We start from the raw sequence: 25,973 nt of genomic DNA on the forward strand, positions 1-25,973 counted from the left end.
GACATAATCATGTTTGATACGCTGCCCAAGACGCTGTTTTCCCGCTCCCGCCCTGCCGGAAACCTGACGCTGCGACCGCTGAAATTTCCGCAGGACGCCGACACCCTGCATAGCTGGATGACCAAGCCCTATGCCAAATTCTGGGGCATGCTCGACAGCCACCGCGACGACGTGGAGACGTTTTACCGCGAGCTGACCGCCAGTAACCCTCACGCCGCGCTGATGGGCGAGCACGATGGCAAACCGGCGTTTTTGATTGAGTGCTATCCGGTGCAGGAAGACCCGCTGCACGAGCATTACGACGTCCAGCCCGGTGATATCGGCATGCACATTCTGCTGGCCCCAGCCGACCGCCCGCTGCCGGACTTCAGCTGGCAGGTGTTCTCCACCGTAATGGAGTACCTGTTCAGCCTGCCGGAGGTGCTGCGCGTGGTGGTGGAGCCGGACGTGCGTAATGACAAGATCCATCGCCTGAATAAACGCGCCGGTTTCCAATACCAGCGCCAAATCACTCTGCCTCATAAAACCGCGTGGCTGGCTTTTTGTGAGCGTGAAGACTATTTACTGGCCCGCCAAAAGGAACAAAACATGTCGAAACACCCTGCCGCCATGCAAACCGGCAAGCACCTTCATCCGGCCAACTGGGCCAAGGCCAACGCCCTGCTGCTGCGTAAATGCTTGTCCGAGTTAGCCCACGAGCGGCTGATTGAACCTAAAGTGCTGAAGAGCGACGAGCACTGGAGCGAGTACCAGCTGGCCGCCCCGGCCAGTGAGGTGGAGTACCGTTTTCGCGCCCGCCTGCTGCCGCTGAACGACTGGCTGATTGATCTCGACAGTATCCAGCGTCTCGACAATCTCGCGCCGCAGCCATTGGACGCCTTACAGTTCATCATCGAATTTGCCGAACAAATCGGTATTTCGCAGGCTATGCTGCCGACCTACATGGAAGAGATTTCCAGCACCTTGTACGGCAGCGCGTGGAAGTTGGAAAACAATCACAGCACCGCGAAATCGCTGAGTCAGTCTGACTTCCAGACCGTGGAAACAAGCATGACCGAAGGTCACCCGAGCTTTATCGCCAATAACGGCCGCATTGGCTTCGACGCCGCCGACTATGTGCGCTACGCGCCAGAAGCCGCCAGCCCGCTGAAGCTGGTGTGGGTGGCGGTGCATCACGATAAGGCGCACTTCGCCAGCGTCGAGGGGTTGCCGTATGAAAAGCTGATCGCCGAAGAGCTGGGTGAAAAGCAAATCCAAGCTTTCACTCAGCAGCTGACTGACCGCAACCTCGACCCCAAAAATTACTACTTCATGCCGGTTCACCCATGGCAGTGGCAGAACAAGCTGCTAACCGTGTTTGCGCCGGATATCGCGCGTAATTATCTGATTTACTTAGGTGAAGGGGAAGATGACTACCTAGCACAGCAGTCGATTCGCACCTTCTTCAATGCCAGCCAGCCGACCCATCGCTATGTGAAAACCGCGCTCTCAATCCTGAACATGGGCTTTATGCGCGGGCTGTCGCCTTACTACATGGCCACCACGCCGGGCATCAACGAGTGGCTGGCCGAATTGGTGGAAAACGACGCCTATCTGCAAGCCAACGGTTTTAGCATTCTGCAAGAAGTGGCCTCCCTCGGTTATCACAACCACTATTTCGAAAATGCGATTAAAGGCGACAGTGCTTACAAGAAGATGTTTGCCGCGCTGTGGCGACAAAACCCGGTGGCCTGGTTGCAGCCAAACCAGCGCCTGATGACCATGGCGTCACTGCTGCACACTGACTTTAACGGCGATGCGCTGATTGTTGAGATGATTAAATCTTCAGGATTGGACGCCGCCGACTGGCTCAAACGCTACACCACGGCTTACCTCAGCCCGCTGCTGCACTGCTTCTATCACTATGATTTGGTGTTTATGCCCCACGGCGAAAACCTGATCCTGCTGTTTGAAAACAATATTCCGGTTAAAGCCTACATGAAGGATATTGCCGAAGAGATTGCGGTGATGAACCCGGACGCCAAGCTGCCGGAGAAGGCCAAACGCCTTGCCGTGGGCGTGCCTGAGCAGCTGAAGATCCTGTCTATCTTCACCGACGTGTTCGCCGGAGTGTTCCGCTTTATCTCGCGCATTCTGGAAGAGCAGAACCTGATGTCTGCTGATGATTTCTGGAAAGTGGTCGCCGACACAGTGCATGACTACCAGCAGCAATATCCTGAACTGGCGGAGAAGTTTGCGCGCTACGACATGTTTGGCGCGGAGTTCACCCACTCTTGCCTCAACCGCCTGCAACTGGCGAATAACCAGCAGATGATCAACCTGTCGGACCCGGCGCAAAACCTGAAATTCGCCGGCACCCTCGACAACCCGATTGCTCGCTATAAAAACTGATCGTTCACCGTTTTATGCAGTTATTCAGCGCGGCCTTAGCAGGCCGCGTTTTTCAGTTTTCTGGAACCTTGAAAATATTACCCAGACATACTGGGTATGGAGTTTGATATGTCGTCCGTGTTTCAACCCGCAGAACGGCTTGGCCGTCGGCAGTGGCTGTTTCCGCTCTCGCTGGTGTTATTTGAATTCGCTACTTATATCGCCCATGACATGATCCAGCCTGGCATGCTACAGGTCATCAGTGACTTTAGCGCCAGCGCCGACTGGGTATCGGCCTCCCTCACTGCCTACCTGTGTGGCGGCATCATGCTGCAATGGCTGCTCGGCCCGCTGTCTGACCGTCTGGGCCGCCGCCCGGTATTACTCACCGGCGTGGCTTTCTTTGTCGTCACCTGCCTCGGCACCTTACTGACGCAAAGCATTGAGCAATTTATTTTGATGCGTTTCCTGCAAGGTATGAGCCTGTGCTTTATCGGCGCCGTGGGCTACGCCGCGATTCAGGAAGCCTTTAACGAAAGTTTGAGCATCAAGCTGATGGCGCTGATGGCCAACGTCACGCTGATCGCGCCTCTGCTCGGGCCTTTGGCGGGCGCGGCCTTTATTCACTACGCGCCGTGGAAAGCCATGTTTGGGCTGTTTGCGCTGGTGTCGCTGCTGGCATGGTGGGGCTTATGGCGCAGTATGCCGGAAACCGCGCCGCGCGACGGCCAGCCGTTCTCCTTCCGCCGCCTGCTGGCCGATTACGGACAGGTGCTGGGCAATAAAAGCGTGGTGTTTGGTTCACTGTCTATCGGGCTTATCACCCTGCCACTGCTGGCGTGGGTGGCGCAGTCGCCGGTGATTCTGATTCAGGATGCGGGCATGTCGCCGCTGCAATATGGCTGGTTGCAGGTGCCGATTTTTGCCGGTCTGATCATCGGCAATCTACTGCTCACCAAGCTCAGCGGCAAAGTGAAAGTCACCACGCCAATTTGGCTGGGCATCGTGCCGATCGTGCTTGGGCTGGCAATCACCGCCGTGGCCGCCACCTTCTTTGCTCACGCATGGGGCTGGGTGATTGGCGGCTTGGGCTTGTACGCGATGGGTTCAGGATTGGTCAATGCAGGCTTATATCGCCTGACGCTGTTCTCAAGCGCCGTAGGCAAAGGCACCGTGGCGGCGGCGCTGGGGCTGATCACTATCTTAGTGTTTGCGCTGGGGATTGAGGTCGCCAAGCTGCTCTACTTCGCCGACGGCAATGCTCGTTTCAACCAGTTCACTCTGCTGAGCGGCGTGGCGGGAACCTTGCTGATCACCCTGTTCTTAACCTCGCGCAAAAAGCCGGGTCACTAAGGTTAAACGGCAGAAAGCAAAAGGCTGAGATGATCTCAGCCTTTTTATTTTCTTCAAGGATGTAACACGGCAGCTTACTTAGGGAACAGCTCGTCGCGGGAGTACGGCTCTTCTTCCCCGGGCTTGCGGGTTTTCAGCAGCTTGAGGATCCAGGTGTACTGCTCGGGGTTCGGCCCCACTAGCAGTTCAACCTCTTCATTCATACGACGGGCAATTTGGGTGTCGTCGGCGGTGGCTAAATCGTCCATTGGCGGGCGAATATAGATATCCAAACGATGCTCGTGGCCGTTATACACCGGGAACAGTGGCACGATGGACGCGCGGCAAACCTTCATCAGACGCCCTACCGCTGGCAGCGTCGCCTTATAGGTGGCGAAGAAATCCACGAACTCGCTGTGCTCGGCGCCATGGTCCTGATCCGGCAAGTAATAGCCCCAATACCCCTGACGCACTGAGCTGATAAACGGCTTGATGCCGTCATTGCGCGCGTGCATGCGGCCGCCAAAGCGACGACGCACGCTGTTCCACAGGTAATCTGTCAGCGGGTTCTTCTGGTTATGGAACATGGCGGCCATAGGTTGCCCGGTGGCGGCCATCAGCATCGCGGGGATATCCACCGCCCAGCCGTGCGGCACCAGAAAAATGACGTTTTTGCCGTCGGCCTGCATCTGGTCGACAATCTCCTTGCCGTGCCACTTAACGCGGCTAAGCACCTTCTCAGGCGCGCGGCAGGCCAGCTCGGCCATCATCACCATCGACTGCGGCGCGGCGGCAAACATCTCATCAATGATGTGTTCGCGCTCGGCCTCGGGCACTTCCGGCATGCAGTACAGCAAATTGATTCGGGCACGGCGGCGCGCGCCTTTAGCGAGCTTGCCCGCCAGTCGGCCCAGGCTGCCCAAAATCGGGTCACGGACTTTGACTGGAACATACGCCATTGCGGCCATAGCACCGACGCCAAGCCATACCCCCCAGTAGCGCGGATGGTAAAAGGCTTTCTGAAATTCTGGAATAAATTCGACGTTCGATTTTTTCTCTGGCTGCATAGATGGCTCTGAATACATAGCTCTTAAAACAATAATTCGGACAATGATAAGTGTAGTGCATGATTTTGCAAAGAAACTCACCACCTCGTCGGAGCAGAAAGACGCAAAAAGCGCTTCAGGCATGCCCTAAAAGCATGCCTGAAACGTCAGCGTGACGCTGAAACAAACTGATTTGCGGAATTAATTCAGCTTCAACTGCGGAATAACTTGTTTGACCGTAGCCAGATAGTCAGCGCGATCTTTACCCGTCAGCCCTTCTGAACGCGGCAACTTGGCGGTCAACGGATTGACGGCCAGCTGGTTAATCCACATTTCAAAGTGCAGGTGTGGTCCGGTAGAGCGCCCGGTGTTGCCGGACAACGCGATGCGATCGCCACGTTTAATCTTCTGACCCGGCTTAACCAGGATTTTGCGCAGGTGCATGTAGCGCGTCATGTACTGGCGGCCGTGACGGATAGCAATGTAGTTGCCCGCCGCACCGCCATTTTTCGCCACCATGACTTCACCATCACCCACTGCCAACACCGGGGTGCCCACTGGCACAGCGAAGTCAACGCCACGGTGCGGTGCAATACGGCCAGTCACCGGGTTCAAACGACGCGGGTTAAAGTTAGAGGAAACGCGGAACTGCTTGATGGTGGGGAATCGTAAGAAACCGCGGGCTAAGCCGCTACCATTGCGATCGTAGAACTTACCGTCTTCGGCCCGAATGGCGTAATAATCTTTGCCGCTGCTACGCATACGCACGCCCTGCAGGTGGCTCTGCTCGCTCTTGCCGTCCAGCACTTCGCGGGACATCAGCACCGCGAACTCATCGCCTTTACGCAGCTTTTTGAAGTCTAACTGCCACTGCAAGGCTTTGACGACTGAACTGATTTCACCGCTGGAAAGCCCGGCGGCTTTGGCACTGGCGACAAAACTGCCATCCAGACGCCCTTTCAGCACGCTGTCTTGCCACTCACCTTTGAGCGTCTCAAGGCTAGCTTTAAAGCCGGAGCCGGAACGGTCATACGTGTAAGTCTCACGACGCGACTTCTCCCACACCACGCGCTGTAATTCACCGTCGTCATTGACTGTCCATGACAGCTGCTGACCGACTTTCAAATTACGCAAATCGCTGTTGGTGGACGCCAGCGCGGAGATATCGGACATATCGATACCGTACTGGTTGAGGATGCTGCTTAGGGTATCGCCGGTGGAAACCACGTACTCGTGCACGCCCGTTTCAGATTCAACTTTTTCGTCGAGATCGTCTTGTGGAATGTCTTCCGCAGGCGGCGGCTGGTCGATGGGTTCACTGGCTTCAGGGAGCAGCGAACGTACTTGCTCGCTGTCGAGTTCGATATGTTTAACGATAGGGTTCTGTTCTGGGTGGTAAACGAACGGTTTCCATACGGCTACTGCGAGAGTAACTACGGTAAGCGACCCCAGCATGACGCGGTGGGGCCGTGGAAGGTTGTTATACGCCAGAGCGATAGAGCGGGCTATCAGCTGCACTTTAATACGGTCCTTTTAATCTTACTTCAGGCAGCTCACGTACTGGTTAGTCAGATGTGACAGGAAGTTCACATAACTGTCCTTACCCAATGCGATGCCGCTTCCCAACGGATCCAATGTGCCCATACGCACTGTTGTCCCTTGGGCAACGGCATTGATTACGGCCGGCCTGAATTGTGGCTCAGCAAAAACACAGACTGCTTTCTGCTCAACCAACTGAGTTCGAATGAGATGTAATCGCTGCGCGCCGGGTTGGATTTCAGGGTTGACCGTAAAGTGGCCAAGTGGCGAAAGGCCAAAGTGTTTTTCGAAATAGCCATAGGCATCATGAAAAACGAAATATCCCTTACCCTGCACAGGCTGCAGCATCTTACCAAGGTTTTTGTCAACTTGTGTCAAGCCGTCCTCAAACTGACGCAAGTTTGCGTCTAATTTGTCCTTGTTTTGTGGCATAAGTTCCAATAATTTGGCGTGGATCGCGATCGCCGTCTGTTTTGCTATCTCTGGCGACATCCAAACGTGCATGTTGTACTCACCATGATGATGATCGTGGCCGCCGTCCGCGTGGTCGTGATCGTGCTCTTCTTCCTCTTCATTGCCTTTCTGTAATAACGGTTTTACCGTCGGCAATGCCGAAATTTCCACTTGACGATTTGGCCCCAGTTGGGCGGCAGATTTGGTCATGTAGGCTTCCATTTCCGGACCGACCCACACCACCAAATCGGCACTGCGTATTTTTTTCAGGTCTGAGGGGCGAAGCGCGAAATCGTGTGGTGACGCCCCGTCTGGCAGCAGCACTTCGGTAGGCGTCACGCCGTCAGCAATCGCCGAGGCAATAAATCCCAATGGACGGACCGAAGCCACGACGTCAGCCTGAGCGCTGGTCACCGCGCATGCACTCAGCAAACTTGTCGCTAATAAAATCCGTTTAAAGGTCTTCTTTGGGTCTGTCATTTGGAATTACCTCTTCATCTTAAAGGTGAAAACTGGTTATTTTCACGGAAATGCAATATTATAACATTCGATTTGTTCTGCAAGACAAGACTGACATGCCCACACTAACCACACTTAATAAAATCTCGGTTGCCTTTGGCAATCGACGCGTGCTGTCGGATATCTCTCTGACATTACAACCCGGTAAAATTCTTACGCTGCTTGGCCCAAATGGCGCAGGGAAATCCACCCTGGTGCGCGTCGTGCTGGGCTTAGTGCCGCCAACCAGCGGAACCCTGACTCGCGAGCCGGGTCTGCGCATCGGCTATGTGCCGCAAAAATTGCATCTTGATGCCACCATGCCGCTGACGGTTAGCCGCTTTATGCGCCTCAAACCCGGCGTGAAGCGCGGCGACATCCTCCCTGCCCTGAAACGCGTTCAGGCCGCGCACCTACTCGACCAGCCGATGCAAAAGCTTTCCGGCGGTGAGAACCAGCGCGTGCTATTGGCCCGTGCTTTGATGAACAACCCGCAGCTGCTGGTGCTGGATGAGCCCACTCAGGGTGTCGATGTTAACGGCCAGCTCGCGCTCTATAACCTTATCGACAACCTGCGCTGCGAGCTAGGCTGCGCGGTGCTGATGGTGTCCCACGACCTGCATCTAGTGATGGCGAAAACTGACGAAGTGCTGTGTCTCAACCAGCATATCTGCTGCTCTGGCTCCCCAGAAGTGGTGTCCACTCACCCTGAGTTTATCGCCATGTTTGGCAATCGCGGTGCCGAGCAGTTGGCAATTTACCGCCATCATCACAACCACCGTCACGATTTAAAGGGAAAGGTTATTTTGCGTAAAAGTGGAGGCCGTGACGCATGATTGAATTATTGCTCCCCGGCTGGCTGGCGGGGATTTTGCTGGCGGCGGCTGCGGGCCCGCTTGGCTCCTTTGTGGTGTGGCGACGCATGTCCTATTTCGGCGACACGCTGGCGCACGCTTCCCTGCTCGGCGTGGCCTTTGGCCTGCTGCTGAACGTCAATCCCTTCTACGCCGTGATTGCCGTTACCCTGTTGCTGGCCCTGCTGCTGGTGATCCTTGAGCGAAAGCCGCATCTAGCTGTCGATACACTGTTAGGCATTATGGCGCACAGCGCGCTGTCGCTGGGTCTGGTGGTGGTTAGCCTGATGTCCAACGTGCGGGTCGATTTAATGGCGTACCTGTTTGGGGATCTGCTGTCCGTCACGCTGAGCGATATCTGGATGATTGGCGTTGGCGTGGTAGTGGTGATTGCCGTGCTCTGCTGGCAGTGGCGCTCGCTGTTGTCGATGACCATCAGCCCAGAGCTGGCGCACGTTGACGGCGTTAACCTACAGCGCTCGCGCATCGTGCTGATGCTGGTGACTGCATTGACTATTGGTTTGGCGATGAAGTTTGTCGGCGCGCTGATCATCACCTCTTTGCTGATCATTCCAGCCGCCACGGCACGCCGCTTCGCTAAGACGCCGGAGCAAATGGCGTTGGTCGCCATCGCCGTGGGTATTCTGGCGGTGTCCGGCGGCCTGGCTTTCTCGGCTTTCTACGATACGCCGGCTGGCCCGTCGGTGGTGCTGAGCGCGGCAATTATGTTTATGCTCAGCCTGAGCAAAAAACAGGTCGCCTGACACAGCTCGACGCATAAAAAAAGGACGCCAAGGCGTCCTTTTTTGTCATTTGCAAACAGCGCAGTTCTACTCTTCGCGCGTCATGCCAAAGTGCTTATAGGCGTGATTGGTCGCCATGCGGCCGCGCGGGGTGCGTTGAATAAAACCTTGCTGAATAAGGAAGGGTTCAATCACGTCTTCGATGGTTTCGCGCTCTTCGCCGATGGCGGCGGCAAGGTTATCCAGGCCGACCGGGCCGCCGGTAAACTTGTCAATAATTGCCAGCAGCAGTTTGCGGTCCATGTAGTCGAAACCTTCGGCATCGACGTCCAGCATGTCCAGCGCGCTGGTGGCGATATCGCCACCGATGGTGCCATCGCCTTTCACTTCAGCAAAGTCACGCACCCGTCGCAGCAGGCGGTTGGCAATACGCGGCGTGCCGCGCGAGCGGCGAGCAATCTGGTGCGCGCCCTCTTCCGACAGCTCTAAGCCCAGACAGCTGGCGCTGCGCCCGACGATGTGCTGTAGGTCGGCGACCTGATAGAACTCCAGACGCTGAACAATGCCAAAACGGTCGCGCAGCGGCGAGGTTAGCGAGCCTGCGCGCGTCGTCGCGCCCACCAGCGTAAACGGCGGCAGGTCGAGCTTGATAGAGCGCGCCGCCGGCCCTTCACCAATCATGATATCTAACTGATAATCTTCCATGGCTGGGTAAAGAATCTCTTCAACCACGGGAGACAGGCGGTGGATTTCATCAATGAACAGCACGTCATGCGGTTCGAGGTTGGTGAGCATGGCCGCTAAGTCGCCCGCCTTCTCTAGTACCGGACCCGAGGTGGTGCGCAGATTAACGCCCATTTCGTTGGCGACGATGTTGGCCAGCGTGGTTTTACCCAATCCCGGCGGGCCAAAAATCAGCAAGTGGTCTAATGCATCACCGCGCTGCTTGGCCGCCTGAATAAATATCTCCATTTGCGAACGCACGTGAGGCTGACCGACGTATTCGGACAGCATCTTCGGGCGTATCGCACGATCGATGACTTCTTCTTCGCTGATAACATCAGGCGAAATCAGGCGGTCAGCTTCTATCATCTATTACCTCACAGAGCCGCGCGCAACGCGTCTCTAATCAACGTTTCACAATCCAGACCCGGTTTGGCGATTTTGCTGATCATGCGGCTGGCCTCTGGCGGCTTATAGCCAAGAGAGATCAGGGCAGAGACGGCTTCGCCTTCGGCATCAGACTCCTTCGTCGGCGAGGACGATGCCGGTAGCGTGATATCCGTATGATTACTAAAGAGATCGCCGTTTAATCCTTTAAAGCGGTCCTTCATTTCAACTACCAGACGCTCTGCGGTCTTCTTACCCACGCCGGGTAATTTAATCAGTGCGGTGATCTCTTCTTTCTCGACGGCGCTGACGAACTGCTGCGCCGACATACCGGAAAGAATGGCTAACGCCAGTTTTGGCCCGACGCCGTTCACTTTTATCAATTCACGGAACAGCGCGCGTTCTTGCTTTTCGTTAAATCCGTAGAGTAACTGCGCGTCTTCACGCACAATAAACTGCGTGAAAATAATAGCTTCTTTACCCAGATCTGGTAATTCGTAAAAACAGGTCATTGGCATATGGACTTCGTAGCCCACGCCGTTAGTTTCCAACAGCACGAGCGGCGGCTGTTTTTCCAGAATAACGCCTCTGAGTCGACCTATCACTTTCACCTTCCTTTATGGATCAAATTTTCAAAATGCTGCGCTGTTTATATCATAGAAAAGGCTGGATGAATATCCAGCCTAATGCGATACAGCTCACTAACGCATCCGCCCGCGTGCCATTTGCAATTTATCCGTGCTCAGGCGAATGGCGTTTTGGCTCATGTGGCAATGGGTGATGGCAATCGCCAGGGCATCGGCGGCGTCCGCCTGCGGGTTAGCGGGCAGTTTCAATAATGAACGTACCATATGCTGCACCTGTGACTTTTCAGCAGCGCCGGTGCCGACCACCGTCTGCTTCACCTGCCGCGCGGCATACTCAAACACCGGCAAATCCTGATTCACCGCCGCCACGATGGCCGCACCCCGCGCCTGCCCCAGCTTGAGGGCCGAGTCGGGGTTTTTTGCCATAAAGACTGATTCGATGGCAAAAAAGTCTGGATGAAATTGGGTAATAATTTCGCTGACGCCGGCATAAATTATCTTTAAACGGGTCGGCATATCGTCGACTACTGTGCGAATACAGCCGCTGCCGAGATAGCTGAGTTGACGCCCTGTCTGGCGGATAATGCCATAGCCGGTAACGCGTGAACCGGGGTCAATCCCCAGAATTATAGCCATAGCCAATCAACGCCTTGTGTTGTCGTTTTGCATAAGTGGGGAGTATAGACCGCAGAGAGGGTCTGCGGATAGCCGGCCGGTGAACGAGCCACCGGCGGCAAAGAGCATTACAGAGTTTCTGCAATCTCGTCGGAGATTTCACCGTTGTGGTAAACCTCCTGCACATCATCACAATCTTCCAGCATGTCGATCAAACGCAGCAATTTAGGGGCTGTTTCTGCATCCATATCGGCTTTGGTCGATGGGATCATGGAGACTTCAGCGGAGTCCGCTTTGTAGCCTGCGGCTTCCAGCGCATCTTTCACTTCGCCCAGATTTTCCCACGCGGTGAAGACGTCAATCGCGCCATCGTCATAAGAAACGATGTCTTCGGCGCCCGCTTCCAAAGCAGCTTCCATCACGGCATCTTCATCCAGACCCGGAGCAAAAGTGATCACCCCTTTCTTGGAGAACAGGTAGGCCACGGAGCCGTCAGTGCCCAGGTTGCCGCCGGTTTTGGTGAAGGCATGACGCACTTCAGCCACGGTACGGTTGCGGTTGTCACTCAAACATTCCACCATGATTGCCGAGCCACCAGGACCGTAACCTTCATAAATGATGGTTTCCATGTTGGTGTCGTCATCGCCGCCCACGCCACGCGCCACGGCGCGGTTCAGGGTGTCACGGGTCATGTTGTTGGCCAGCGCTTTATCGATAGCCGCGCGCAGACGAGGGTTAGCACCCGGATCGCCACCGCCCAGTTTCGCAGCTGTTACCAGCTCGCGAATAATTTTGGTGAAGATTTTGCCGCGTTTTGAATCTTGCGCCGCTTTGCGGTGCTTAGTGTTGGCCCACTTACTGTGACCTGCCATAAATATCTCCAAATAGTCTACGTAGACTGAATAGTTACAAATTCTTCAATCGCCTGCTGGTTACTCGGTGACACCGTCAAGGCCGCCGCGGCGGATTTGTCGAGCCACTGGTAAGCAAGATGCTCGGTAATGACCACATCCCGCTCTGCGGGTAACGCCAGACAGAACCAATGTTCTTTGTTTCGGGTCACGCCGGGAGCATAGCGATAACGCAAATGAGCAAACAGCTCAAACTCCACGCAGCGCTGGCAGTCAACTAAATGCAGACTCTCGCCCGCAATATCAATCCCCACCTCTTCCAAAACTTCACGCTGCGCGGTTTGTTTCGGGGACTCCTCGCCTTCAAGGCTACCGGTAACCGACTGCCAAAAATTCGCATCATCCCGTCGTTGAAGCATGAGCACCCGGCCGGTGTTGCTGGCGTAGATGACGCACAGTATCGACTCAGGACGCTTATGGCTCATCAGTTATTCTCTGAATCTGTGTCCGACTTCACTTCTTTCGAGGCGTCTTTCTTCGCAACAACGGCGATACCCAGTTCCAACAGAGAAGCCGGATTGGCGAAGCTTGGTGCTTCGGTCATCAGGCAGGCCGCTGCGGTGGTTTTCGGGAAGGCAATCACGTCACGAATGTTTTCGGTGCCGGTCAGCAGCATCACCAGACGGTCAAGGCCGAACGCCAGGCCCGCGTGCGGAGGCGTGCCGTATTTCAGGGCGTCGAGCAGGAAGCCAAACTTCTCGCGCTGCTCGTGCTCGTTAATCCCCAGAATGCCGAACACGGTCTGCTGCATTTCGCTGCGGTGAATACGCACCGAGCCGCCGCCCACTTCATAACCGTTGATCACCATGTCATAGGCATTGGCGATCGCGGAAGTTGGGTTCGCGCCCAGCTCTTCTGCGGTCATCTCTTTTGGCGCAGTGAACGGGTGGTGCATGGCAGACAGGCCGCCTTCGTCGGTGTCTTCGAACATTGGGAAGTCGATGACCCACAGCGGCGCCCAGCTGTTTTCATTGGTAATTTTCAGGTCGCGGCCCACTTTCAGACGCAGCGCGCCGATAGCGTCAGTGACAATTTTCGCGCTGGCTGCGCCGAAGAAGATGATGTCGCCATCTTGCGCGCCGGTGCGGCCAATCAGCGCCAGCAGCAGCTCTTCATTGAGGAACTTAGCCACCGGGCTTTGAATGCCTTCCAGCCCTTTGGCGATTTCGTTGACTTTGATGTAAGCCAAGCCTTTCGCGCCATAGATCTCAATGAATTTGGCGTATTCATCAATTTGTTTACGGCTCAGCTGAGCACCGCCCGGAACGCGCAGAGCAGCAACGCGGCCTTTCGGGTCATTGGCGGGATCGGCAAAGACTTTGAAATCGATATCTTTCAGCAGGTCAGCGACGTCCACCAGCTCCATCGGGTTACGTAGGTCTGGCTTGTCGGAACCGTAGCGGCGCATGGCTTCGGCGAAGGTCATAATTGGGAAGTCGCCCAGATCCACGCCTTTCACTTCAGTCCACAGCTCGCGCGCCAGTTCCTCCATCACTTCACGCACTTGCTCGGCGGTCATGAATGAGGTTTCGACATCGATCTGGGTGAATTCTGGCTGGCGGTCAGCACGCAGGTCTTCGTCACGGAAGCATTTAACAATCTGGTAGTAACGGTCGAAGCCAGACATCATCAGCAGCTGTTTGAACAGCTGTGGCGACTGTGGCAGCGCGTAGAACTTACCTTTGTGCACGCGGCTCGGTACCAGATAGTCGCGGGCGCCTTCTGGCGTCGCTTTGGTCAACATCGGGGTTTCGATGTCGAGGAAGTCATGGGTGTCCATGAAGCGGCGAACCAGGCTGGTGATTTTCGCGCGGGTCTTCAGGCGGTTAGCCATTTCCGGGCGACGCAGGTCCAGATAGCGGTATTTCAGACGCGCTTCTTCGGTGTTGTTATGGTTGGAGTCCAGCGGCAGAGGTTCTGAACGGTTGATGATATTCAGGCCGCTGGCGAACACTTCCACTTCACCCGTTGCCATATCTTTGTTGAACTGGCTCTCAGGACGAGCACGCACCGTACCGGTGATTTGTACACAGAATTCGTTACGCAGTTCGGAAGCCAGCTCATAGGCCGCGCTTTGATCCGGGTCGAAGAAAACTTGAACAATGCCTTCGCGGTCGCGCATATCGATGAAGATTAAACCGCCTAAATCACGGCGACGATTAACCCAACCACACAACGTTACTTCCTGGCCCACGTTGGACGCATTCAGTTTCCCACAATATACAGTACGCATAACGGTATCCTTTTGATCCCACTACCCGGCCTTACAGCAAAGGGTACGGAAACGGTTATTCACTCTGGTCGCCCGCTCGCAAAGGCTGCGGCGCGCGGAATTAGTTTTATTACAGCTCGAAAAAAGGCGGTCAGTATAAAGGAATTTCCACTTGAGGATAAGAGCGAAGACGCGCCCAAGCTCGCGCAATTCCATCGTTAACCTATAACACACATAATTTAACAAAATTATGCACATTTTCGCCCCTGCCTTGGCATAAACTCGCCCCATCCTTTTTAGGTAGCCAACAACATTATTCACGTTTTCCCTCTCTATATTGTCATCACTTAACATTTCGGGAGCCTTACCGATGAAACTCGACCCAAAAACAACCGCGCTGGTATTAATCGACTTACAGAAAGGCATTTTGCCGTTTGCCGGTGGCCCGCACAGTGCACAGCAGGTTCTGGATAATTCGGCCGATTTGGCAAAACGCTTTCGCAAACTGGGCGCGCCGGTCGTGATGGTTCGCGTCGGTTGGTCTGACACCTTTGCAGAAGCGCTGAAGCAAGAAGTGGATCGCCCGTCCCCTGCGCCAGAAGGCGGCCTGCCTGCAGTTTGGTGGGAATTCCCCGAGCAGTTGGAAGTCACAGACAGCGACATTCAAGTGGTGAAACGCCAATGGGGTGCTTTCTACGGTACGGATCTGGAATTGCAACTGCGCCGTCGCGGCATCACTACCATCGTGCTGGCCGGGATCTCCACTAACATTGGCGTGGAGTCCACCGCGCGTAACGCATGGGAACAGGGCTTCTCGCTGGTTATCGCCGAAGATGCTTGCAGTGCGCACGACAATGACAACCACCAGTCTAGCGTGAAGAACATCTTCCCGCGCATCTCCCGCGTTCGTTCTACCGCCGAGGTACTTGCCGCCCTGCCGCAGTAAGGTTAGTCTGTTTGGTATTGAAATTTTACGCCGCCTCCGGGCGGCGTTTTCATTAAGGAAGGCCAGCGAATGTATATCGGATTGCCACAGTGGAACCACAGCGCGTGGGGGAAAATCGGTCTGCGTGATTTAGCGGATTACTCACGCTACTTCAATTGTGTCGAGGGCAACACCACCTTTTATGCCCTGCCAAAACCCGAAATCGTAATGCGCTGGCGCGATATGACCCCCGAAGATTTTCGCTTCTGCTTCAAGTTCCCTTCCTTAATTAGCCACAAGGCCGCGCTGCGCGACTGCGAGGCGGATATTGCCGAGTTTTATCAGGTGATTGAGCCACTCGGCTCGCGCATTGGTCAGTTATGGTTGCAGCTGCCGAGCGCCTTCGCACCGCGCGATCTAGACCGGCTGTGGCAGTTTATGGATGCATTACCAGCAGGCTTTGATTACGGCGTAGAGGTTCGCCATCTGGATTTCTTTGCCAAGGGGGAAGATGAGCGCGCCCTGAATCAGGGGTTACATCAGCGGGGGATCAGCCGGGTGATTTTAGACAGCCGCCCGGTGCATCACGCCAAGCCGCTGACCGAAGCCGTGCGCGAGGCGCAGAGAAAGAAACCCGTGCTGCCGGTGCATGCGCTGGTCACCGCTGAGCGGCCAATAGTGCGTTTTATCGGCGGCGACGTGCTGGAGGACAACCAGCACTTCTTCAAGGTATGGGTTGAAAAGCTCAAACAGTGGCAGGCCAATCAGCATCAGCCCTACCTGTTTATTCATACGCCAGATTGCAGCGACGCCCCCCAGCAGGCGCAGAAGCTGTGGCAGCAATTACGCCTGACACTGCCTGACCTGCCGCCCGCCCCAGACTGGCCGGAGCAGGACTCCTTGTTCTAAATAGGGAGGCGTGAGAGCTGTTCTATTAATACGTTTTTTTTAGCGATTTGCGTTATTCATCAAGACACTGAAATGTTACCTCGTTATCATTGCCTCGAAAATTGTCAGTGGCTTCTGCGGATTACTTGCCTTAGTCCCCAAGCCAACTCTGTAATATCGAGGTTGTAAAATGATCAGCGCGTTATATGTCGTGCTCGCCGCAGTGCTACTGCTTAAATTGTCATTCGACGTGGTTCGTTTACGCACGCAATACCGTATTTCCACCGGCGACGGCGGCTCCTATGAACTCCAGACCGCGATCCGGGTACACGGCAACGCCGTTGAATATCTGCCGATTGGCTGCTTGTTATTAGTCATGATGGAGATGAACGGTGCCGAAGCCTGGATGGTTCACGTTTGTGGATTGATGTTAATTGCGGGCCGTCTTTGTCATTACTATGGGTTAAAAAATCGGGAATTCGGTTGGCGTCGCAACGGCATGGCCGCAACCTATATTTCTTTACTCCTCATGGTAGGAGTCAATACCTTTTATCTACCCTGGTCGCAGTTTCTCAATATTCGCTGGTAGTGGTTTCTCGCCATAACGGTTTTCCGTAGCCAGCATTTACGGGGAGGAACCTCTGCCTCCCCGCTCCGCCTGAGCAATACGCCTATTTTATCGGTATCTGCTCTACGCGTACTCTGCTAAAATCTGCCCTCAAAATTACGCTCCCTCAATCTTTGGTCTGACTTCGTACTATGGCTAAGCAAGATACTCTTTTTTCGGCACCGATAGACAAACTCGGCGATTGGACATTTGATGAACGTGTCGCAGAAGTTTTCCCCGACATGATCCAACGCTCCGTTCCGGGTTATTCAAATATTATTTCGATGATTGGCATGCTGGCCGAACGCTTCGTGCAGCCTGACTCTCGCGTCTATGACCTTGGCTGCTCCTTGGGTGCCGCCACGCTGTCGATGCGTCGTAATATTAAAGTCGCGGGCTGCGAAATTATTGCTGTCGACAACTCCCCCGCCATGGTTGAACGCTGCCGCCGCCACATCGACGCCTTCCGCGCCGAGACGCCGGTCAGCGTGATTGAAGCCGACATTCTCGACGTCGAGCTGAGCAACGCCTCCATGGTGGTGCTCAACTTTACCCTGCAATTCTTAGAGCCTGCCGATCGCCAGCGCCTGTTAAATCAGGTGTATCAGGGGATGCGTCCGGGCGCGGCCCTAGTGCTGTCCGAAAAATTCAGTTTCGAAGATCAAGACGTCGGCGAATTGCTGTTCAACATGCACCACGATTTCAAGCGCGCCAATGGCTATAGCGAGCTGGAAATCAGCCAAAAGCGCAGCATGCTGGAAAACGTCATGCTCACTGACTCGGTGGAAACCCACAAAGCCCGTTTGAAGCAGGCCGGTTTCGAGCACTCCGAAGTGTGGTTCCAGTGCTTTAACTTCGGCTCGCTGATTGCTCTGAAAGCGGGAGACGCCGAATGATTGAGTTTGGTGACTTCTATCAGCGCATCGCTAAAGGCCCGCTCAGCCCCTGGCTTAACACCCTGCCATCCCAGCTGACCGCGTGGCAAAAAGAGTCGTTGCACGGCAAATTTAAGATGTGGTTCAACGCGGTGGATCGCCTGCCGCTGTTGCAGCCAGAGAAACTCGACCTGCTGCACAGCGTGACGGCCAATATGCTGGAACCTCTGCCTCAGGGCCAGCGCGAAGGAATTGAAAACCTGCTGCGCAACCTGATGCCATGGCGTAAAGGGCCGTTTTCACTGTATGACGTGGAAATCGACACCGAATGGCGTTCAGACTGGAAGTGGGATCGCGTCTTGCCGCACATCTCCTCGCTGGCCGGTCGCACTATTCTGGATGTCGGCTGTGGCAGTGGCTATCACATGTGGCGCATGATTGGCGCGGGCGCTCATCTGGCGGTGGGCATCGACCCTATGCAGCTGTTCCTCTGCCAGTTCGAAGCCGTGCGTAAACTGCTGGGCGGGGACCAGCGCGCCCATCTTCTGCCGCTGGGTATTGAGCAGTTGCCAGAGCTGAATGCCTTCGACACTGTCTTCTCGATGGGCGTGCTCTATCACCGCCGCTCGCCGCTGGACCATTTATATCAGCTGAAAAATCAGTTGGTAAATGGCGGAGAACTGGTGCTTGAAACGCTGGTAGTGGAAGGCGACAGCCAGCAAGTGCTGGTGCCGGGCGACCGTTATGCCCAGATGAATAATATCTATTTCATCCCTTCCGCCGAGGCGTTGAAAGGCTGGTTGATTAAGTGCGGATTTGTGAATGTGCGCATCGCCGATGTCAGCGTGACCACGCTGGAAGAGCAGCGCCGCACGCCGTGGATGACCAGCGAGTCCCTGGCTGAATTCCTTGATCCTAAGGATCCGACCAAAACCATTGAAGGCTATCCGGCTCCAAGGCGCGCCTTGCTGATCGCCAACAAGCCCTAGTGCGGGGGTGAAACAGGCCGAAAATGGCCAAGAGCAGGCATAAAAAATGGCGGTCTTATCCGCCATTTTTTGCATGTTAAAAACCCTGTCGCAGCGCTACATCGACCGCCTTGAGAAATCCTCATCCACTTCATTAATCGGAGTTTGGCTTATCCAGGTATGCTCGGTGTACACCACGATAGTGTCAGCCCGAGTGGGTGTCCCACAGGCGCGACAAATCAGCGCTTTTACCGCCAAATCCATCGGTTTGGTTTTGCTCACTGTAAATCTATCAGACCCACAGTTTTCGCAATAAATTTGCATATCCGGCATATTGTTGTGCATTAGGACTATGCCTATTGCAATCTCCGCGAAGTGAAAAATCCAGTTCTATAAAGATAGCCAATGCCGCGAAAAATAGCGATAGGGCTTAAGAGAAAACGCACTTAAAGATGTTATGGTTAAATTTTTCTTATGAATGAAAATTGACCACGCCGAATTCGCCGCGCGCAGAATAAAAAAAGCCCCGCCAAAATGACGGGCGAGCCGTTCCACGCCTTGATATTAACACCAATAAAATCAATTACTTGATATAAATACTGTTTATTTATACTGTATATTTATGTCGATTATGCGAACGTTTTAAGTTATTTTATCCACCTCAGCACCCCCTGCAGCACCCCCTGAGGTAGTTTACGATGGCCTATTACAGTATCGAAAAAAGACTCACCGCTTCAGGTGAGCTGCGTTACCGCTGCACTGTCGGCGTTAAAGAGGATGGAAAATATCTTCATCGTGAGAGAAAGACTTTCGCAAAACAGAGCTTAGCTAAAGCTTGGGGTGTCAATCGCGTCGCTGACATTGAACAAAATGGATTACCCCTACCCGCTAAATCAGCCGAACAAATTCTAACCCTAGGTGAGTTGATTCAAAAGTATATGGATCATCCACATGTGAAATTTGGACGCTCAAAAAGAGAAACCCTCAACTTGGTGCTCAGGGCGCACATTGCGACAATACCTCTGAATGAACTTACCACGAGCTCGTATATAGACCATGCGGTTATGAGACGGACAACCGTTCAACCCTCAACTGCCGCGCATGACATAAATTATATTGGCAAGGCTCTTAGCTCAGCAAAACCACTTTTTGACATATCTATCGATTACGAGGCTTTTATCACCGCTAGAGAAACGATGCGCCAGATGGGGATCATTGGAACGGGCAATACTCGAAGTCGAAGACCTACAGGTTTTGAGCTAGATAGGATTATTGAACGTTTAAAGGAAAAAACAGTTACGTCCTATTCGGGAGCACCATTCGCCGACATTTTGATGTTCTCTGTACTTTCCTGTATGAGGATCGGAGAAGTTACTCGAATTCAGTGGGCAGATGTTGATAAAAAGAACCGGTCAGTTCTCGTTCGTGACCGGAAAGACCCGCGTAAAAAACAGGGAAACCACATGGTTGTGCCTCTTCTTGGTCAGGCATGGGAAATACTGGAAAGTCAACCTGAGAAAGGCGATTGCGTGTTTCCATTTAAGGAACGTTCTTTAACTCAGACGTTTCGTCAGGTCACCAAGGAGCTGGGTGTTGAAGACCTTCACTACCATGACCTGCGCCGGGAGGGTGCAAGCCGATTATTTGAGGCAGGGTTTAGTTTAGAAGAAGTGGCCCAAGTTACTGGTCACAAGTCATTAGATATTCTATGGAAGGTCTACCGAGAGATTTTCCCTCAAACACTTCACGATAAATTTGAACTACTGAAATCGAAATCTTCCAGTTGATCATTTCACAAAACACAAATACTGTATGAATAACCAGTTAAATCTATGTGGAGTGATTTTATGTTCGTTGAGCTGATTTACGATAAGAGAAACTTCGAAGGGATACCGGACGCCAAGGCGCTGATCCATGCAGAACTGACCAAGCGCGTGCATGGCACCTTCCCTGATGCTGATGTGAAGGTTAAACCGATGGTAACGCTCAGCAGCATCAATACGGATGCCAGTAAGGCCCAGAAGGCTGTCATTGCGGGGATAGTTGAAGGGATGTTTGAGGATGCCGATAACTGGTTAGGATTTGAGTAAGCTAAAGGAGAGATAGAACTGATGGACGAAAAATCAAAAGCCAAGGTTGTTGAATACTTCGAGCGGCTTGGTATCGATGTCCGAACGCTCGAAAATGTTCGGGTCGCTCTTGAGATGAAAGACGGCGAGATTATTGGTCATGAGTTTTTAGCGGAGGGCGATGAGGTTCCGAGCAGCCTCGATCACATCAAACCCTCTCCCAAAAAAATCATGCATTGAAGAATTGACCGCGCGAACTCACCTGATAAAAAACCAGTATTTTTATTGAGTACGATCCGTTCTATTATAAATCCTTGAATGCATAGCAGTAGGTGAACCAGCTTAGAGAAAAAATAGCATTTGTCGCCATTTTCTCATTTCTCGATTATCTGCGAATGTTCACTATTCTCTCAGGCATGGAACATTTTGTGCTGTTTGCCTACAACTGCATTACCAAATAGACTTACAGGATGAATGACATGATCGGCATAGAGGCAGCAGCCTTCTTAGGCCCAAACCTAGATAAGGTTAAGGGCGTATTCTTTGAGGTTTCTCAAGCAGTTGAGCGCCCTCTGGACGACTTCGACCGTAGCCATCATCGCTCACTCACAAAGAAACAGGTTGCAGGTGCAATCAAAAAAACTGATGAAATTGTTGATGCTGTAAAACTCCAATGCTCAGAAGCTAGAAAAATGATTTCTGTTTTGAAGTCTGGAAGCGCTGAAGAAATTAAAAGTCTTGAGATAAAAGAAAGTAGCTCAAAAAACCTTTATAACCTTGTGGAAGCAATAAATACCGGCAACAAAAGAATGTTTTATACGTTCTTTAGAGCAGAAACTATGGTTGAGTGGGCTCCTCACCTGCAACACCTTCGGTACATGAAGACAAAGGCGCTGCAGATCTTTGAGGACTACCAAAAGGTCTCTACGGAATTGTACGAGTTGGTTAAGCTTCATCAAGTTGATAATAAAGATGAATTCTCATATGACATGGATGTTTTATCCCAGTCAATTAACTCTGGCAACGTCGCACATCCTGACTGGGTAACTACTGGCGACGATTTTGCAGATTGGATTCAGTCGATGAAGAAGGATGTATAATGGCTGTCGGTATAAGCTATTCAAAATCATTTATTGAATTAATGAAAACACTGAGCCAACCAGAGCTAAAATTAATTGGTGATTTTATTTCAATCTTAAAATCATCAGGCTATGACGCTTTACCGGGGCGCAATAAACCGTCCACCGGTGTTAGTGAGAATCACGTAAGACGACTCGAATTAATTCAGTACGCTATCGAAAAACATCTCTGGCATTACCATGTTGGTCATAAGTACTATGATCAACAGAAAACCTTTGGAGATTGGACATCGAGTCACATTGTTCATTACCAAAATGTACCGAATTCAGGGGCAAGATTTGTTCATTACGATGCTCATCCTCCAATGAAACTGCCCCCTAAAAAAACTCTTATATAAGTAAACCTATCCAGCGTTCTGAGTTCACTTAAAAACAATAAACCTGTCGTTTCCGATTTCACCGGCCTTCGTGGCCGGTTTTTTCATTCTGCCAATTCACTGACGGCTACCGCCCTTTCCTCACGAACTCAGCAGCATCGCGCAGTATCCCTTTGTGGGCGGTGTTACCCACACTCTTGCGCTTATCCTCAAGCCTTTCGACGATGGTATTCCTGTCAATCACAACGCCCTCGGATACCAGCTCAATCACCGCGCCGCCAATCTCACCAGCTATGAATGCAGAACGCTCTTCTTCCCATGATTCACTCATAAGTCACCCAGCAGTTTGGATTGTTTGTCCGAATAACATGCCCGATTAGATTAGCGCCTACAACATGGCAAATCTGACAGGTCGGGCTAAACTCAAGGTAGCTGACGAAGAACAGCTGGTCCGCCAAGACCGAAGTACCTACTGATTGCAGCCCACCGTTAACGTGGGCTTTTTTTCAACCCAGTGCCTATACCTTTACTCGCATGAGGTCACTAAAGCGTGTCGTATACGCTGGCGAAAGCATTTGCCTTTTCATCTCCCAGCTCTTTTGCACCCCTTGCCCGGCAAACCAAACACGCCCCTTCCCGCTATGATTAATTCCATCCAACACGGCCATTAGCTGTTCGCTGTTGGACCGCGGCTTGTACTCGTCGAATAAACCTAACTGCGCGACACCCTGGCTGTAAAAATCACCGAGCATCACCCCGCACTTCTGAAACCGATGCCCGTCCTGCCATATCGCATCCAAGCATTGAGCGGCGGCGGCCACAATGTCACGGCTGTCCTGTGTGGGGATCTGGAGCTTTGTCCCAGCGGTCTTGCCGTAATAGACCTCATTCACAGAGAACGGGCTGGTTTTAACGAATGCGGAAATGTGCCGGCAATACTGCCGTTCACCGCGCAGCTTCTCCGCGGCTCTGACCGCATGGCTGCAAATGGCTTCGCGCATCAGCTCATACTCGGTAACACGGTCGCCGAAGGAGCGGGAGCAGACTATCTGTTGCTTGGTTGGTGCAAACTCTTCCAGCTCTAAGCACGGCTCTCCTCGCAACTCCCTGACCGTGCGCTCGAGCACCACGTTGAAATGCTTTCGTATCAGGCCGGTAGGCGCGTCGGCTAGTTGAAGAGCTGTTGTGATGCCCATGTCATTGAGCTTTTTCGATATCCGGCGGCCGACTCCCCAAACATCGCCGACCTCGACCAACGCCATGAGTTTTCGCTGGCGCGCCAAGAGCGACAAATCTACCACGCCGCCGGTCTTGGTCCATTTTTTTGCAGCATGATTAGCCAGCTTGGCGAGTGTTTTCGTCGGCCCTATGCCCACGCCGACCGTTAGCCCCGTCCATTGCAGAACCTTTGCCCGGACCTCACGCCCGAACTCCTCGAGATTCTTGCAATTACTGACCCCTTGCAGGTTCATGAAAGCTTCATCAATTGAGTATATTTCCACGGCGGGCGCCATCTCTTCCAGCACCGTCATGACGCGGGAGCTCATGTCTGCATAAAGGGCATAGTTGCTGCTGAACGTCACAATTTTGTGCCGCTCAAACAGGTCGCGCATTTTAAAGAACGGATCCCCCATCTTGATGCCAAGCTTTTTCGCCTCCGCGCTGCGGGCGATAACGCAGCCATCGTTGTTGCTTAAAACGACAACTGGCCGCCCTTTGAGGTCAGGCCGGAATACGGTCTCGCAACTGGCATAAAAGCTGTTCACATCCGCCAAGGCAAACATCACTGCAACCCATTAATGGTGAACGTAACGACACCAAATACTTCCAAATCATCCCCACCGTCATGCAGGACGATAGGCGGAAAGTCGGGATTCATTGGGATTAGCTGAAGGACTGGGTGAGTGCAAAGCCGCTTTACTGTGTACTCACCCGCCACCGACGCGATGATGATGTCACCATGCTTTGCCTGCAGGCTTCTATCCACTACCAGCAATGACCCTTCGTAAATCCCCGCATCAACCATACTCATACCCGTGGCCATCACAAAGTACGTGGCCGCCGGGTGGTTAACGCAAAGCTCATTGAGATCGATGCCTTTTTCAATGTAGTCCTGCGCGGGCGAAGGGAACCCCGCCTGCACTTTGTCTTGAAAAAAGGGGATGGAAAGCTTTAAAGGTTCTGGAACTGGGTAAAAGATATTCATAATGCACGCCCAAAAATAACTGGTTATGCATACAGTATAATCATGAGTTTTTTGTGTTGGGAAGTAGGGATTTTGCTAGCGCAGGTATACTGCTGATCGGAAAGGAAAGAAATTTAGCTCGCCTGCTGTGGCTTTAAAGAGGCAACTTCAGCTTCTAGGGATTTCACCTTTTCAGAAAGTTCATTGATGGCCTGAACTGCTAAAGCAATAACGCCAGAGTACTCAACCGTATAGCTTCGCTTGGAATCATCTCTTTTTCTGATCAGCCTGATTACCTTTCTGATCTCCGTAATTGTGCTCTTTTCACCGTTCTCGTTTACAACTTCAACAGGTACCTCTTCCTCTACTTCGCCATACTGGTCGTAGTCATCAAAAGTAGATCCAACAGCCTCAGGCAATTCATTCATCAACTCCTGTGCAATAACACCGGCTGACGGCGTACCGTCGTCTTTCATGACATAAGTCACGCCCCGTATCCGGCTGAGTTTATCTAATGCATTCTCGATCGGAGTTATATGGCCTTTTTTGTCGGCGTCAGATGTTTGAGTGAGTGACAAGCAGGTTATGTTTCCTTGTGTTGTGAATTGGCCTGACTTCCTCATGGCGAAATATTTTTCAGTACCCGTCAGAGTTCGATCTGTTGTAACCATTACCAGATCGCCTAGATTTTCTGTAAATGAATAGCATAGCCTGGCTAAGGTCGTTGGAAACTTAAATGAAGTATATCCAAGGCCATTGATGTCAGTTACAACACCTAGCTCATTTGTTACATCTACTGAGGTTGATATCCTTCCTCCGGACTTACCATCAACAGTAGATAACCTTGGGTCAGTGTTACTTGCCTTGCCTGACATATCATCAGTGAGTTTCTTGAAGCTGCTGATGGTAACTGTCTGCCCGTTAGGTGTGGTTAAAGTGACACTCCCTGAGCCAGTCATGATTTGCTGCCAGCCATCCATTTGGCTTTGATAATAGCCGAGCTGAGCAGATAGGCGTCGCGCGAAATCAGGTACCGAGTCCGTATAGAACGAGGGTATTGCGTATACTGATGCTGCCGAGGTCGTTCCTACAAAATTATCCTTCAGCGTTAACTGGGTGTTGCTGTCTACTCGCAGAATCTCATAAACCTGAACTGTGCCAGCGGCAGGAACAAGTAGCATCTGCCCCGGACCAATACCCTGTTTATTGTCACCCCATAAAGTGCCAGTGCCAGTTACCGTCGCGCTGCCGTTTGTAACTCTTACCGTTCCGTCTCTATACCAAGCCATAATATTTCCTATTGAAATTAAAAGTAGTCTGATGCGTAAATAAATGGGAGCTGCTTCGATTCATAACCAACAACTTGCTGATCTTGATTGTTGTTATCACCACCATTAATAAATCCCGCTGGTCTGCCAAAAAAAGCATTTCCGCTTCTCGCCATTCCTAAATGGAACCAACTTTTACTTATAAGTTGCCCTCCAATTTTTAAAACAGGGATCATTGGTCTATTAGCTTGGTCTTGGTTAGAGAAATAAGTGGTCGCCCCACCTCTGCCCGGAGAGTTAATATTCCCCCTATAAACAATTGGCATTTCTTCACTGGTAAAACTCGTTTTTCCATCTAAACCGTAAACTTGGATACCCCAATCAGGGACGGTAGGACTCTTCATGGAGAATGCGCAAACCTGTATATTTATTGAAATACCGGATTGACTCCCTCCGCTGGAG

At 52.6% G+C, this 25,973-nt stretch carries 29 protein-coding genes; 14 read left to right on the forward strand and 15 right to left on the reverse strand.

From position 1 onward, the window contains the following. Positions 1-9 precede the first annotated feature (9 nt). Positions 10-2,391 (forward strand): GNAT family N-acetyltransferase, encoded by a 2,382-nt coding sequence (locus tag ACT3RT_RS14375; protein WP_496203208.1) that lies wholly within the window; start codon positions 10-12, stop codon positions 2,389-2,391. A 108-nt stretch (positions 2,392-2,499) separates the two neighbouring features. Continuing rightward, complete coding sequence (locus ACT3RT_RS14380) at positions 2,500-3,723, forward strand: MFS transporter (RefSeq protein WP_353502166.1); 1,224 nt, start codon at positions 2,500-2,502, stop codon at positions 3,721-3,723. A 74-nt stretch (positions 3,724-3,797) separates the two neighbouring features. Here the strand turns inward: ACT3RT_RS14380 and lpxM are convergent, their stop codons facing one another. The 3 genes from lpxM to znuA form a co-directional block, all read right to left on the reverse strand. Further along, complete coding sequence (lpxM, locus tag ACT3RT_RS14385; RefSeq protein WP_353502167.1) at positions 3,798-4,769, reverse strand: lauroyl-Kdo(2)-lipid IV(A) myristoyltransferase; 972 nt, start codon at positions 4,767-4,769, stop codon at positions 3,798-3,800. A 180-nt stretch (positions 4,770-4,949) separates the two neighbouring features. Next, positions 4,950-6,266 (reverse strand): murein DD-endopeptidase MepM, encoded by a 1,317-nt coding sequence (gene mepM / locus ACT3RT_RS14390; RefSeq protein WP_353502168.1) that lies wholly within the window; start codon positions 6,264-6,266, stop codon positions 4,950-4,952. A 21-nt stretch (positions 6,267-6,287) separates the two neighbouring features. Further along, the gene (gene znuA / locus ACT3RT_RS14395) at positions 6,288-7,220 is read right to left on the reverse strand and encodes a zinc ABC transporter substrate-binding protein ZnuA (protein ID WP_353502169.1); all 933 of its coding nucleotides are present in this window, start codon (positions 7,218-7,220) and stop codon (positions 6,288-6,290) included. A gap of 95 nt (positions 7,221-7,315) precedes the next feature. On the opposite strand from znuA, the gene znuC reads away from it, so the two are divergent. Both znuC and znuB read left to right on the forward strand, forming a co-directional pair. Then, positions 7,316-8,074 (forward strand): zinc ABC transporter ATP-binding protein ZnuC, encoded by a 759-nt coding sequence (znuC, locus tag ACT3RT_RS14400; RefSeq protein WP_100937301.1) that lies wholly within the window; start codon positions 7,316-7,318, stop codon positions 8,072-8,074. Beyond that, positions 8,071-8,856, forward strand: coding sequence for a zinc ABC transporter permease subunit ZnuB (gene znuB / locus ACT3RT_RS14405; protein WP_485900746.1), 786 nt, complete (start codon positions 8,071-8,073; stop codon positions 8,854-8,856). Before znuC ends, znuB begins: the two co-directional genes overlap by 4 nt. Positions 8,857-8,922: 66 nt before the next feature. On the opposite strand, the gene ruvB is transcribed toward znuB, so the two are convergent. The 6 genes from ruvB to aspS all read right to left on the reverse strand — a co-directional run bounded on the left by ruvB (position 8,923) and on the right by aspS (position 14,291). Beyond that, positions 8,923-9,927 carry a Holliday junction branch migration DNA helicase RuvB gene (gene ruvB / locus ACT3RT_RS14410; protein ID WP_034790733.1) on the reverse strand — a complete coding sequence of 335 codons (1,005 nt, stop codon included), beginning with the start codon at positions 9,925-9,927 and terminating at the stop codon, positions 8,923-8,925. An 8-nt stretch (positions 9,928-9,935) separates the two neighbouring features. Next, on the reverse strand, positions 9,936-10,550 hold the full coding sequence (ruvA, locus tag ACT3RT_RS14415) for a Holliday junction branch migration protein RuvA (protein WP_353502171.1): 615 nt from the start codon (positions 10,548-10,550) through the stop codon (positions 9,936-9,938). 96 nt (positions 10,551-10,646) lie between these two features. Next, positions 10,647-11,168 carry a crossover junction endodeoxyribonuclease RuvC gene (gene ruvC / locus ACT3RT_RS14420; RefSeq protein ID WP_496203209.1) on the reverse strand — a complete coding sequence of 174 codons (522 nt, stop codon included), beginning with the start codon at positions 11,166-11,168 and terminating at the stop codon, positions 10,647-10,649. A gap of 107 nt (positions 11,169-11,275) precedes the next feature. After that, a complete protein-coding gene (locus ACT3RT_RS14425; protein ID WP_353502172.1) occupies positions 11,276-12,019 on the reverse strand; it encodes a YebC/PmpR family DNA-binding transcriptional regulator in 744 nt (247 codons plus the stop codon). Between the two features lie 17 nt (positions 12,020-12,036). Further along, positions 12,037-12,483 carry a dihydroneopterin triphosphate diphosphatase gene (gene nudB / locus ACT3RT_RS14430; protein WP_353502173.1) on the reverse strand — a complete coding sequence of 149 codons (447 nt, stop codon included), beginning with the start codon at positions 12,481-12,483 and terminating at the stop codon, positions 12,037-12,039. Next, positions 12,483-14,291 carry an aspartate--tRNA ligase gene (gene aspS / locus ACT3RT_RS14435; RefSeq protein ID WP_496203210.1) on the reverse strand — a complete coding sequence of 603 codons (1,809 nt, stop codon included), beginning with the start codon at positions 14,289-14,291 and terminating at the stop codon, positions 12,483-12,485. Before aspS ends, nudB begins: the two co-directional genes overlap by 1 nt. Positions 14,292-14,640: 349 nt before the next feature. Here aspS and ACT3RT_RS14440 point away from each other — a divergent pair, with 349 nt between their 5' ends. From ACT3RT_RS14440 to cmoB, 5 genes are all read left to right on the forward strand, one after another. Beyond that, positions 14,641-15,216, forward strand: a complete 576-nt coding sequence (locus tag ACT3RT_RS14440; protein WP_353502175.1) for a hydrolase — start codon at positions 14,641-14,643, stop codon at positions 15,214-15,216. A gap of 69 nt (positions 15,217-15,285) precedes the next feature. Further along, positions 15,286-16,104 (forward strand): DUF72 domain-containing protein, encoded by an 819-nt coding sequence (locus tag ACT3RT_RS14445; protein ID WP_496203211.1) that lies wholly within the window; start codon positions 15,286-15,288, stop codon positions 16,102-16,104. A 169-nt stretch (positions 16,105-16,273) separates the two neighbouring features. Next, positions 16,274-16,672 carry an MAPEG family protein gene (locus tag ACT3RT_RS14450; RefSeq protein WP_185689958.1) on the forward strand — a complete coding sequence of 133 codons (399 nt, stop codon included), beginning with the start codon at positions 16,274-16,276 and terminating at the stop codon, positions 16,670-16,672. Between the two features lie 170 nt (positions 16,673-16,842). After that, the gene (cmoA, locus tag ACT3RT_RS14455) at positions 16,843-17,586 is read left to right on the forward strand and encodes a carboxy-S-adenosyl-L-methionine synthase CmoA (RefSeq protein ID WP_396130614.1); all 744 of its coding nucleotides are present in this window, start codon (positions 16,843-16,845) and stop codon (positions 17,584-17,586) included. Next, complete coding sequence (cmoB, locus tag ACT3RT_RS14460; RefSeq protein ID WP_353502178.1) at positions 17,583-18,554, forward strand: tRNA 5-methoxyuridine(34)/uridine 5-oxyacetic acid(34) synthase CmoB; 972 nt, start codon at positions 17,583-17,585, stop codon at positions 18,552-18,554. Before cmoA ends, cmoB begins: the two co-directional genes overlap by 4 nt. 96 nt (positions 18,555-18,650) lie before the next feature. Here the strand turns inward: cmoB and ACT3RT_RS14465 are convergent, their stop codons facing one another. Further along, positions 18,651-18,815, reverse strand: a complete 165-nt coding sequence (locus tag ACT3RT_RS14465) for a hypothetical protein (protein WP_353502179.1) — start codon at positions 18,813-18,815, stop codon at positions 18,651-18,653. Between the two features lie 416 nt (positions 18,816-19,231). On the opposite strand from ACT3RT_RS14465, the gene ACT3RT_RS14470 reads away from it, so the two are divergent. From ACT3RT_RS14470 to ACT3RT_RS14490, 5 genes are all read left to right on the forward strand, one after another. Continuing rightward, on the forward strand, positions 19,232-20,320 hold the full coding sequence (locus ACT3RT_RS14470; protein WP_496203212.1) for a site-specific integrase: 1,089 nt from the start codon (positions 19,232-19,234) through the stop codon (positions 20,318-20,320). 60 nt (positions 20,321-20,380) lie between these two features. After that, positions 20,381-20,623: a DinI-like family protein gene (locus tag ACT3RT_RS14475; protein ID WP_496203213.1), complete on the forward strand. Its 243-nt coding sequence runs from the start codon at positions 20,381-20,383 to the stop codon at positions 20,621-20,623. A gap of 21 nt (positions 20,624-20,644) precedes the next feature. Next, on the forward strand, positions 20,645-20,842 hold the full coding sequence (locus ACT3RT_RS14480) for a hypothetical protein (RefSeq protein ID WP_496203214.1): 198 nt from the start codon (positions 20,645-20,647) through the stop codon (positions 20,840-20,842). A gap of 239 nt (positions 20,843-21,081) precedes the next feature. Then, complete coding sequence (locus ACT3RT_RS14485; RefSeq protein ID WP_496203215.1) at positions 21,082-21,702, forward strand: hypothetical protein; 621 nt, start codon at positions 21,082-21,084, stop codon at positions 21,700-21,702. Further along, entirely contained in the window at positions 21,702-22,079 is a 378-nt protein-coding gene (locus ACT3RT_RS14490) for a hypothetical protein (protein ID WP_496203216.1), read from the forward strand. The genes ACT3RT_RS14485 and ACT3RT_RS14490 overlap by 1 nt, the downstream gene beginning before the upstream one ends. Before the next feature lie 106 nt (positions 22,080-22,185). Here the strand turns inward: ACT3RT_RS14490 and ACT3RT_RS14495 are convergent, their stop codons facing one another. The 5 genes from ACT3RT_RS14495 to ACT3RT_RS14515 all read right to left on the reverse strand — a co-directional run. After that, positions 22,186-22,389: a hypothetical protein gene (locus ACT3RT_RS14495; RefSeq protein ID WP_496203217.1), complete on the reverse strand. Its 204-nt coding sequence runs from the start codon at positions 22,387-22,389 to the stop codon at positions 22,186-22,188. Positions 22,390-22,576: 187 nt separating this feature from the next. Further along, a complete protein-coding gene (locus ACT3RT_RS14500) occupies positions 22,577-23,842 on the reverse strand; it encodes a Y-family DNA polymerase (protein WP_496203218.1) in 1,266 nt (421 codons plus the stop codon). Beyond that, a complete protein-coding gene (gene umuD, locus ACT3RT_RS14505; RefSeq protein WP_496203219.1) occupies positions 23,842-24,264 on the reverse strand; it encodes a translesion error-prone DNA polymerase V autoproteolytic subunit in 423 nt (140 codons plus the stop codon). The genes ACT3RT_RS14500 and umuD overlap by 1 nt, the downstream gene beginning before the upstream one ends. A 113-nt stretch (positions 24,265-24,377) precedes the next feature. Continuing rightward, complete coding sequence (locus ACT3RT_RS14510; protein WP_496203220.1) at positions 24,378-25,532, reverse strand: tail fiber domain-containing protein; 1,155 nt, start codon at positions 25,530-25,532, stop codon at positions 24,378-24,380. Positions 25,533-25,549: 17 nt separating this feature from the next. Next, the coding region (locus ACT3RT_RS14515) for a hypothetical protein (RefSeq protein WP_496203221.1) at positions 25,550-25,973 on the reverse strand (424 nt) is incomplete at its 5' end.

Source organism: Ewingella sp. AOP9-I1-14, assembly GCF_052375995.1.
Lineage (GTDB): Bacteria > Pseudomonadota > Gammaproteobacteria > Enterobacterales > Enterobacteriaceae > Ewingella > Ewingella allii.